General features: G+C 69.1%; 11 protein-coding genes. All 11 read left to right on the forward strand.

From position 1 onward, the window contains the following. The first annotated feature begins 34 nt into the window (after positions 1-34). From dnaG to ACN9M6_RS04990, 11 genes are read left to right on the forward strand one after another with little or no spacing between them, the layout of a single operon-like run. Positions 35-1,867, forward strand: coding sequence for a DNA primase (gene dnaG / locus ACN9M6_RS04940; RefSeq protein ID WP_419161808.1), 1,833 nt, complete (start codon positions 35-37; stop codon positions 1,865-1,867). 14 nt (positions 1,868-1,881) lie between these two features. Then, positions 1,882-2,604 (forward strand): zinc ribbon domain-containing protein, encoded by a 723-nt coding sequence (locus ACN9M6_RS04945; RefSeq protein WP_419161809.1) that lies wholly within the window; start codon positions 1,882-1,884, stop codon positions 2,602-2,604. A gap of 13 nt (positions 2,605-2,617) precedes the next feature. Further along, a complete protein-coding gene (rsmD, locus tag ACN9M6_RS04950; protein WP_419161810.1) occupies positions 2,618-3,151 on the forward strand; it encodes a 16S rRNA (guanine(966)-N(2))-methyltransferase RsmD in 534 nt (177 codons plus the stop codon). Positions 3,152-3,177: 26 nt separating this feature from the next. Beyond that, on the forward strand, positions 3,178-3,681 hold the full coding sequence (coaD, locus tag ACN9M6_RS04955) for a pantetheine-phosphate adenylyltransferase (RefSeq protein ID WP_419161811.1): 504 nt from the start codon (positions 3,178-3,180) through the stop codon (positions 3,679-3,681). Next, positions 3,678-4,535 carry a phosphate acyltransferase gene (locus ACN9M6_RS04960; RefSeq protein ID WP_419161812.1) on the forward strand — a complete coding sequence of 286 codons (858 nt, stop codon included), beginning with the start codon at positions 3,678-3,680 and terminating at the stop codon, positions 4,533-4,535. The genes coaD and ACN9M6_RS04960 overlap by 4 nt, the downstream gene beginning before the upstream one ends. Further along, positions 4,532-4,864 carry an STAS domain-containing protein gene (locus ACN9M6_RS04965; RefSeq protein WP_419161813.1) on the forward strand — a complete coding sequence of 111 codons (333 nt, stop codon included), beginning with the start codon at positions 4,532-4,534 and terminating at the stop codon, positions 4,862-4,864. Before ACN9M6_RS04960 ends, ACN9M6_RS04965 begins: the two co-directional genes overlap by 4 nt. A gap of 19 nt (positions 4,865-4,883) precedes the next feature. Continuing rightward, positions 4,884-6,710: a PP2C family protein-serine/threonine phosphatase gene (locus ACN9M6_RS04970; RefSeq protein WP_419161814.1), complete on the forward strand. Its 1,827-nt coding sequence runs from the start codon at positions 4,884-4,886 to the stop codon at positions 6,708-6,710. After that, the gene (gene rsmA / locus ACN9M6_RS04975) at positions 6,707-7,543 is read left to right on the forward strand and encodes a 16S rRNA (adenine(1518)-N(6)/adenine(1519)-N(6))-dimethyltransferase RsmA (RefSeq protein ID WP_419161815.1); all 837 of its coding nucleotides are present in this window, start codon (positions 6,707-6,709) and stop codon (positions 7,541-7,543) included. Before ACN9M6_RS04970 ends, rsmA begins: the two co-directional genes overlap by 4 nt. A 54-nt stretch (positions 7,544-7,597) precedes the next feature. Further along, a complete protein-coding gene (locus ACN9M6_RS04980) occupies positions 7,598-8,251 on the forward strand; it encodes a redox-sensing transcriptional repressor Rex (protein WP_419161816.1) in 654 nt (217 codons plus the stop codon). Between the two features lie 31 nt (positions 8,252-8,282). Continuing rightward, on the forward strand, positions 8,283-9,185 hold the full coding sequence (locus tag ACN9M6_RS04985) for a PolC-type DNA polymerase III (RefSeq protein ID WP_419161817.1): 903 nt from the start codon (positions 8,283-8,285) through the stop codon (positions 9,183-9,185). A gap of 10 nt (positions 9,186-9,195) precedes the next feature. Next, positions 9,196-10,413 (forward strand): thiolase family protein, encoded by a 1,218-nt coding sequence (locus ACN9M6_RS04990; RefSeq protein ID WP_419161818.1) that lies wholly within the window; start codon positions 9,196-9,198, stop codon positions 10,411-10,413. Positions 10,414-10,416 lie beyond the last annotated feature (3 nt).

The raw sequence follows: 10,416 nt of genomic DNA on the forward strand, positions 1-10,416 counted from the left end.
GCGATACGGGCTCCGTCGGGGGGGCGCGGACGTGGTGAGCGACAGCCTCGTCGAGGACATCCGGGCGCGCGCCGACATTCTCGAGATCGTGGGCGAGCACGTGCAGCTCCGGCGATCGGGGAAGAGCTACCGCGGTCCCTGTCCCCTGCACGGGGGTGATGGCCCGAACTTCGCCGTCGATCCCCAGCGCCAGATCTTCAAGTGCTTCGTCTGCGGTGAGGGTGGCGACGTCTTCGGGTTCCTGATGAAGCACCTCGGGTTCGAGTTTCCAGACGCGGTGCGACATGTGGGGGCGAGGGTCGGAATCGAAGTCCCGGAGCGCGACGAACACCGGGAAGATCCGTACGCGCCGCTGCGGGGCGTGCTCGCCTTTGCGGCGGAGTGGTATCGCGACCGGCTGCGGGAGCCTTCCGGGGAGGGGGCTCGCAACTATCTGCGCGGCCGCGGCCTGTCGCTGGAGGATGCCCTCGACTTCGGGATCGGCTACGCCGACGACGAATGGAGGGCGCTGCGGACCGCCGCGACGCGGCACGGTATCGAAGAGCGGACGCTGCTGGAGCTGGGGCTGCTCGCGACGAGTGAGAAGGCGGAGGAGCCCTACGACCGCTTTCGCGGACGCCTCATGTTCACGATCCACGACCTGCGCGATCGTCCGATCGGTTTCGGCGGCCGGATCCTCGATGCTCGGTCCGACGCACCCAAGTACATCAACTCCCCCGAGTCTCCCGTCTTCCACAAGGGAGAAGAACTCTACGCTCTGGACCGCGCGCGCCATGCGATTCGGCGCGAGGACCACGCGGCGATCGCGGAGGGGTTCACCGACGTCATCGCCCTGCATCGGGCCGGACTCGAGTTCGCGGTTGCGGGGCTGGGGACGTCGTTCACGGCCGCTCAGGCCCGACGGCTCGTCCGCTACTCGCAGCGGGCATATCTGCTCTACGACAGTGATTCGGCCGGACTGCGCGCAACGTTTCGAACCGGGGACATCCTGCTCGCCGCCGGCGTCCACCCGATGGTCGTCTCGCTCCCGTCCGGGGAGGATCCTGATTCCCTGATCCGCAAGGAGGGACCGGCCGCCATTCGGCACCTCATGGACGACGCCGTGGACCTGCTCGAGCGGAAGCTCCAGATCCTGCGTCGCGAGGGCTATCTCGACCGGGTGGAAGGGCGGCGGCGGGCGGTGGACGGCCTGCTCAGCACGCTGCGCGCCGTGGCCGACCCGGCGCTGCGCGACATATACGTGGACCGGGCCGTCGAGGGCCTCGGCATACGGCGCGAGACGCTCGTTCACGAGATCGTCCGTTCGGGCGGGCCCGGCGCTACCCGCCGTCCCCCGGCACCCACTGCGCGAACACCGGACGACCATCCCCGCGTGGAGTCACGTATCGAGCGGGAGTTCCTTCTCCTGCTGGTGCGCGACCCGGCCCTGGCACGGCGGGCCCTGCGCGTCGGGCTGTCGTCCGATCATCTGCGCGACCCGCCCGCACGGGAGATCTTCGAGATCTTCTCCATGGCGGTCGACGAGGGAGAGGACACGGTGGATTGGTCCTCCGCTTCGCCAGCGGCCCGGGAGCGGCGGGCGGAGCTGCAGGAAGTCGACGAGGAGATCCGGGATCCCGGTCAGGTCTTCGAAGCCGCGGCCCGCCGGCTCCTCTATCGAGGACATCGCGAGCGGTTGGACGAGATCAACCGCGAACTGCAACTTGCGGATACCGAGCAGCAACGTCGATTGTTGAGCGAGAAACAGGAACTCGCACAGGAACTTCGAGCCGCGGGCGAGGCCGCCACGTTCATGCCCCGACCGGGCCAGGGACGGCCGGCCTCCGCGGGTCGGCAGGGGGCTGCCTCCGCCGGGTTTACCGGTTGACAGCCGGAGAGAGTATGCAGGCGACCGATACCGTCGAGGAATTGCTCACGCTTCAGGAGATCGATCTCGAGATCCTGAGGATCGAAGGTGAACTCAGGCGTCTCGGCGAAGAGGTTGCAGAACTTCGCGAGACTGTGGAAGGACTGGAAACACAGGTCGGCCGGATCCGGGCGGAGGTCGAGGAAGCCGAGACACGGGTGCGCCGGTTCCACCGCTCCGTAGAGGCCGGACGGGCGACGCTCAAGCGCCTCGAGGCGCGCTCGGCCGCGGTCGCGAACATGCAGCAGCATCTTGCGGCGCGGAGTGAGACCGACACTGCCAGACGCAACCTGCGAGCGGCGGAGGACGACCAGCTCGATGCGATGCAGGATGTCGAGACGGCGCGCGGGGCCCTGGCCGCGGCCGAGGGCGAATTGAGCGAGGCGGGCGCCGCCCTGGCCGCGCACACAGCCGCGGTGGACGCATTGCGCGCGACGCTCGAGCGGGAACTGCAGGCGCACGGCGCCAGCCGGAAAACCCAGGAGGGTCGTCTGGATCGGAGGACACTCCAGCTCTACCGCTCGGCGGGCGGCGGGGGCAGCCACACGGCGCTTGCCGAGCTTACGCTCGACGGCGTGTGCGGCCGTTGCTACACCTCCGTGCCGAAGCAACGCCAATCCGAGATCCGGACCCGGCGCAGTCTCGCCCTGTGCGAGGGCTGCGGGATCATTCTGTACCCGGTGTCCCCCGGCGTCTGACCCGCCCGGCGGCATGAAGCTGCGGATCATCGCGGGCGATCTGGGGGGCCGGTACATCGACGCGCCGTCCGGTCGGCGTATCCGCCCTACCGCCGCGCGAGTGCGAGAGGCATGGTTCTCCGCGCTCGCGGCCGATGTCGCGGACGCGCGGATCGCCGACCTCTACGCGGGCTCCGGGGCGTTGGGCATCGAGGCGTTGTCGCGTGGCGCGGCACACGTCCATTTTGTCGAGTCGGACCGGCGGACGGCATCGGTGCTGGGACACAACATCACCGCGCTCGACCTTGGCGATCGCTCGCAGGTCGTATGCGGTGACGCCATCGCCTGGATCGACGGCCTGGCCGCGCCTCTCGATCTCGTCTTTGCCGATCCGCCGTACGGGTCGGCGGGCGGTGCCCGGCTCGTGGAGCGCTTCCGCCTCAGACCCTTCGCTACGCAACTTTGGGTCGAGCACGGCTCGAACGCCGGGTGGGCCACGGTGGCCGACTGGACGAGGGAGTACGGCGACACCCGCGTCAGCCGGTTCCGCCCTCCGGCGGGCCCCTGAAACTCGACACCTCAACGGAAGCTCGGATGAACAAAACTACCGCCGTATACCCGGGGTCTTTCGATCCGCTCACCATCGGGCACGAAGACATCGTCCGAAGGAGTCTGCGGATCGTGGACCGGTTGATCGTCGCGGTGGCCGAGACGGCGACGCAGTCCAAGTCGGGACTTTTCCCCATCGACGAGCGCGTCGATCTGATCCGGGAAGTGTTCGGGGACGAACCGAGGGTGGAGGCCACCTCGTTCTCGGGTCTGCTCGTGGATTTCGCGCAGGCGCGCGAGGCCCGGGTCATCATCAGGGGCCTGCGGGCGGTGAGTGACTTCGAGTACGAGTTCCAGATGGCGCTGATGAACCGCTCGCTGTGGCCCGAGGTGGAGGTTCTGTTCATGGCTCCGGCCACCCGTCACACGTTCCTGAGTTCTTCGCTTGTGCGCGAGGTCGGGCGGCTCGGCGGCGATGTCACCGATTTTGTCAGTCCAGGGGTGAAGACGCGCATGGACCGCGCATTCGGGCGCGCCGCCCGGGAGTGAACGCGCGGCAGGCTACGCCGGGCTTCATCGACCGGCTCAGGGCGCGAGCCGCCGAGGTGCAGCGCCGCATTGGCTTCCCGGAGGCCGACGAGGCGCGCACGGCCCGAGCGATCCGGCGTCTGCGGGCCGGGGGGTGGGTGCGCCCGGTGGAGATCGGCGCTGACCATGGCGGACTCGCCGAGGCCGCGCGACGCCTGGCGGAGGGGGAGCTGGACGGCGCAGTGGCGGGGGCCGCGCACCCGACGGCCGACGTGATCCGCGCCGGGCTGCAGGTTGTCGGTCTGGCCGAGGGGGCCGAGACCGTTTCCGCGGCCTTCCACATGATTCTCCCGCCGCCGCGCGAACGGGTGCTGACGCTGGTGGACGCCGCGGTCGTGCCCGCGCCGACCCCGGAGCAGATGGCGGAGAGCGCCTCGGCGGCGTGTGACGCCCGACGGGCGATTGTGGGTGACGAACCGGTCGTCGCCTTCCTGTCGTACTCGACGAACGGCTCGGCCTCCGGTCCCGCGGTGGACCATGTGCGGGAAGCGGCGGAACGGTTCTGGCGGCGTCGGCCGGAAATCGCGGCGGACGGCGAGTTGCAGGCCGATGCGGCGCTCGTCCCGGACATCGGAGCGACCAAGGCCCCGGGGTCGCCTGCCGCGGGCCGAGCCAATGTCCTGGTGTTCCCGAGCCTCGACGCCGCGAACATCGCGTACAAGCTGATCGAGCGGCTTGCCGGCGCACGCGCACTGGGCCCCATCCTTCACGGACTGCGCCGACCTCTGAACGACCTCTCCCGCGGCGCGTCCGTCTCCGATATCGTGGACGTCGCTTGCATCACGGCACTCATGTCCTCCGGGGGCAAAGGATGACGTTCTCGATAGAACAGTTGGAGACCAGGACGGTCGTCGCGGTGGACGGTCAGCTGACGATCAACAATCGCGGCGAGTTCAAGGAACGCGTGCTGGCACGCCTGGCGGAGGGGGACTCGGACTTCGTCATCGACTTCACTGACGCCGATTACATTGATTCGTCGGGTCTGGGGGTGCTCGTCAGCCTGTCGAAGCACATCCGCGATGAGAACGGGCGCCTCAAACTGGCCGCGCTGAACGAGGATCTTCGCAGGCTCTTCGCGCTGACCAAGCTGGATTCCCTGTTCGACATCGCCGACACCCGGGCGGCCGCACTGGGCGAATCCTGACCCGAGCGGCCGGTCCCCTGTGAAGGCCGGCGACCCGGCCCGCATCCTGGTCCTCTCGAGCCGGCCGGACATCCTCGACGCCGTACTGGAAGCCGCTTCGGGGATCGAGCCGATGCCCGAAGTTCGCGGGCTGTTCGGCCAGCCGCTGACCGTGCTCGACTCCGATCTCGTCCTCGTCGACATCGCGGAGCCCCGTGCGACGATGCCGTACCTGCAACGGAGGTTCGGTCCGGGGCCCTCCCTCGTGGCGCTCATCGAGGCCGCGTGGATCGATCGCCTGGGGTCGGCGGTCGCGGAGGATTGGACGGACTACCTGTTCTATCCTCTGAATGCCGACGAACTGGGGCTCGTCTGGCAGAAGCACACGGCCCCCGCGGACGCGCCCGAACTGAACCTCGATGTCGACGAATCAGGCCGCATTCGCGTCGTTTTCCCCTCCAGTGTGCGGTACCAGCGCGCCGTCGTCGAGCGGGTTGTGATCGCGTGCAGGCACCTCGCGGACCTCGATGGAGACACCGCGTTCCGGCTCCGGGTGACCCTCGGGGAAGCCGTCGCGAACGCGATCCTGTACGGCAGCGGAGACCGCGCCGGGGCGGTGGTGCGAGTCGAAGCGGCGGCGTACCGGGACCGTCTGCGCGTGAGGGTCTCGGACGAAGGGGAAGGCTTTGATCCCGATGCCGTCCCCGACCCGATCTCGGAGGACGGCATCGAACGGGCTCGGGGTCGTGGGCTCTTCCTTCTGCGGCAACTGGCCGACGCGGTCGAGTTCAACGAAGTCGGCAACGAAGTCGCGCTGACATTTCGCGGAGCGCCCGATCCCCTGGTGAGAATCGAGCCCCTGCTGGGTCGGTTCGCGGAGGTGACCGGGTTGAAGTTCCGGCTCGACCGCCTGTTCGAGGACGGCTCGCGGGTGCTCTTCGACAGTTGGGCGGGCGCGGAGGCGTCGGCCGACCCCGGGAAGATGCACGAGACATGGCCGCTGGGGGCGGACGGAAGGCTCCGCCTCGTTCACGAAACGAGGGAGGGCGGTGGGTCCCCGCCTGCAGGAAGCGACATCGCCGCCTCGCTGTTGGCGGGGTGGCTCGCCGCCGTCGCGGAGGGTGAACAGGCAGGCGAGCGTCTGTTGGCGAGAAGATTGCGCCGCGAGCGGGTGCTCGCCGAACTCGAGGTCGCGAGGGACCTGCAGCTGCGGCTCCTGCCGCCGCCCGACGACTTTCGCGACCTCGCGCGTGTGGCCGCCCGGTGCGATCCGGCGCTCTCGCTGGGTGGGGACTTCTACTACCTGGCCCGACTCCCCGGCGGCCGGCTCGGCGTCATGCTGGGCGACGTGAGTTCGCACGGCCCCTCGGCCGCGCTGATCATGGCCCGCACACTGAGCGCGGTGGCTGTGGCGACCGGAGTCGAGACGGAGCCGGCCGGGACACTGAACGCGATGCACGGGCATCTGCGAGCCGCGCTGGAGTCGACCGAGATGTACATGACTCTCTTTTACGGCGTGCTCGATCCCGTCCGCCGGGAACTCCGCTACGCGAACGCCGGGCATCCCTACGCGTATCGGATCGAACCCGACGGCATCCGGCGGCTCGCGGCGCTCGATCCCCCCGTCGGTATCGCCCCGGTTCGCGAGTACCGGCAGGAGCGGGTCCCGTGGTCCGGCGGAACGCTGCTCGCTTTCACCGATGGGCTCGCGGAGTTGAGCGATCCCCTCGCGACCCCCGGCGCCCGGATCCGGAAACGGATCGACCGCGGCGATCTCGATCCCGATGCGCTGGTGGCAGCTCTGTTCGCCGACAGCGACGATGAGATGCGGCTGGACGACCGGACCGCGGTCGCGGCGAGTCTGTGACCCGCGAGGACGCGACGCGTCCGCGGGCGAAGCGGTCCCTGGGTCAGAACTTTCTCGTCGACCCGAACATTCAGCGCAAGATTGTGGACGAACTCGATCCCCGGCCTGCGGACACCGTGCTCGAGGTCGGACCGGGCCACGGGGAACTGAGCCGACATCTGCTCGACCGCTGCCGGCGGCTCGTCCTGGTCGAGAAGGACCGGGATCTCGCCCGCGAGCTGGAGGCGCGATGGGGCGGGCGCCCGGGTGTCGAGGTGGTGGAGGGCGACGCCCTGCGCCTCGATCTGTCCGCGGCGGCCCGACCGGACTCCCCGGTTCGAGTCGTGTCGAACGTCCCCTACAACATCACCTCGCCTCTGGTGTTCGCCTTTCTCGGGCTCGACCCCGCCGCCGCCCGCATCGTGATCACCGTGCAGCGGGAGGTGGCCGAGCGAATTGTCGCGACCCCGGGGTCCAAGGCCTATGGCGCACTGTCCGTCGGAATCCAGGCGATCGCCGATGCGGGGCTCGCCTTCCGGGTCGGGCGACAGGCGTTCCGTCCCGTGCCGGCGGTCGACTCGGCCGTGGTGCGCCTGTGGCCTCGACCGGACGCCGCCGAGGTGGACAGGACCGCGCTCAGGAGGCTGACACGGGCGTGCTTCAACCGACGCCGCAAACAGCTTCAGAAGACGCTCCGAACGGCACCCGAGCTGGGGTTCGAGGGGGACGCGGCGGCCGTCCTGACGGATCTCTCCATCGACCCCGCGGCGCGACCGGAGTCTCTCGATCCGGTGACATTCGTTGCTCTGGCGACGAGGCTGGACGCGCTACGGGGCCAGGTCACCTCGCGTTGAGTTGAGGACGATCCGGGCCTATCTTGGTTTGTGAATACTTTCACAAGGCTTGGGATGAGCGGCAGAATTTCCGATTCGACGGTCCGGCGTCTCTCCCTGTACCTCCGCATGCTGCGTGACCTGGAACGTGCCGGCGTGGAGGTTGTGTCCAGTTCGCAGCTCGCCGAACCCTCGGGCGCGACATCGGCGCAGGTTCGAAAGGACCTCAGCCATTTCGGTTCGTTCGGGAAGCGCGGGCGCGGATACTCGGTCGAGCGTCTCGTGGGGGCGCTGCAGGAGATCCTCGGGCTCACTCACAGTTGGCGCCTGGCGCTCGTCGGCGTCGGCAAGATCGGTTCGGCGCTCCTCGGCTACGGCGGCCTCGCAGCCCGGGGGTTCGATGTGGTGGCCGCGTTCGATGTCGACGAGGCGAAGATCGGGACTCACTCTTTCGGTCTGACCATCCGGCCGATGCCGGAGCTCCGGCACGTCATCTCGGAATTGGGCGTGGATATCGGAGTTGTCGCGACCCCCACGGACGTAGCGTCGGAGATCGCGGCGGAGCTCGCGCGAGCGGGAGTGGGGGCGATCCTCAACTTCGCACCGATCGAACTCGCCGAAGTGAACGGAGTGCCGATCCGGACCGTGGATATTGTTCTTGAACTGGAAGGCCTGAGCTACCTGCTATCGGAGGTAGGCCGGCGGGTTGCGAGCGGCGCTGGCGCGTGAGCGTCCGGGGAGGAGTCGCTACGGCGGGGAGATGTCGCGGCTTCCGGCGGTGAGCTTCGCTCCGGAAGGGGTTCTGGTTCGCAAGGCCCTGGATCGCCTGGAGCGGGGCCCCTGTGGAGCGCATGAGCTCGCCGCCGACGTGTTCGGCCTGCGCGGTGGACCCCGCGAAATGGCCACTCGGCTCGTGGCACAGCTTCTAGATGACGTCCCCGAGGTCGTCCGTGGTGGGCCGGACGGCGAGGTCTGGCGGCTGGCCGGGCGCGGAGGGGCCACTGCGGAGCAGCCGGCCCGCGGGCTGCGCGACCTTCGGTTCGCGGTGGTGGATGTGGAGACGAATGGCGGCATCGCGGGGGCCGGCGGCCGGGTGGTGGAAATCGCGATCGTCGACGTGGACCGGGGCGCCGTCGGGGGGTGCTATTCGACCCTCGTGGACGCGGGGGTGACGATCCCGCCCTGGATCACCCGCCTGACCGGGATCCGTACGGAGATGACCCGGGGCGCGCCCAGCTTTTCGCAGATATCCGACCGTGTGCGCGAGCGACTGAGCGGTCGGGTGTTCGTCGCGCACAACGCGGGGTACGATTGGGGTTTCCTGCGCGCCGAGATGAGACGAGCCGGAGCCGCCGTGCCGCGCGGACCGCGCTTGTGCACGGTCCATATGGCGCGCCGACTTTTGCCGGGGCTCGAGCGTCGCGGGCTGGACGCGGTCGCCGACTACTACGGAGTCGAGATCCGCGACCGGCACCGCGCCCGGGGGGATGCTGTCGCGACGGCCCAGATCCTCGTCCACATGCTCGGGGAGGCCGAGAGGCGCGGGTGGACGACGTGGCCGGCGCTTCGAAGGGGTCTCGGGCGGCTTCCGCGGCGTAAGGGTCGGGCCAGGACTGCCGCAGAACGCCGGAAAGGGCCTCCATCAGAGAACGACAAGGGATGAACGACAGAAGATGAACGACAGAGACAAGGACCGGACCCCCGTAATCGTGTCCGCCGCGCGGCTCCCCACGGGTCGTTTCATGGGCGGACTCTCCTCCCTCAAGGCTCCGGACCTCGGCGGACTCGCGATCTCGGCGACGGTCGAACGGGCCGGCGTCGAGCTCGACGACATCGACGACGTGATCATGGGGAACGTGGTACAGGCGGGCGTCGGGCAGGCCCCGGCGCGCCAGGCCGCGATTCTGGGCGGTGTGCCGGAGACGGTCCCCGCGGTGACCATCAACAAGGTCTGTGGCTCGGGTCTCAAGGCCGTCATGCTCGCGGCCCAGGCGATCAAGGCGGGGGACGCCCGGGTCGTCGTCGCGGGCGGGATGGAATCGATGTCGAACGCACCCTATCTCCTCCGAGGGCATCGGGAAGGCGTCAAGTTCGGCGACCGGTCGCTCGTCGACGGTCTCATCCACGACGGCCTGTGGTGCGCGTTCGGGACCTGCCACATGGGGGGACACGCCGAATACACAGCCCACAAGGCGAGGGTGAGCCGGGAGGACCAGGACGCCTTCGCCCTCCTGAGCCACCAAAGGGCGATCCACGCGATCGATGCAGGGGAGTTCACGGCAGAAGTCGTGCCCGTTCACATCGAAACGCGCAGGGGCACCGTGACCGTCGACGTGGACGAGCCCCCCCGTCGGGGCACCTCGATCGAGGCGCTGGCGAAGCTCAGACCGGCGTTCGCCGGAGACGCACCCGCCGAAGTCACCGAACCCAGCGTCACGCCCGGGAATGCCCCGGGTCTCAACGATGGGGCCGCCGCGACCGTGGTCACCTCCGAAGCCTACGCCGAGGCGCACGGGCTCACCGTTCTGGGCCGAATACGGGCCTACGCCGTCGGAGCCACGGCGCCGCGGGATCTGTTTTTCGCGCCGGTCGCGGCCGTGACGAAGCTCATGACGCTCGACGGTGCGGTAACGGCGGACTACGGGCTGGTCGAGATGAACGAGGCGTTCGCCGTGCAGGTGCTGGCGGACGCCCGCGAACTGAGGCTGGACCTGGATCGCGTGAACGTTCGCGGCGGGGCGATCGCGCTCGGGCACCCGATCGGAGCTTCGGGCGCGAAGATCCTCACGACGTTGCTGTATGCCATGCGGGACAGGGATGTCGAGCGAGGCATGGCCACGCTGTGCCTCGGTGGTGGGAACGCCGTCGCCATGAGTGTCGAGCGAGTTTGAACA

The organism is Candidatus Palauibacter sp. (assembly GCF_965197445.1).
Taxonomy (GTDB): domain Bacteria; phylum Gemmatimonadota; class Gemmatimonadetes; order Palauibacterales; family Palauibacteraceae; genus Palauibacter.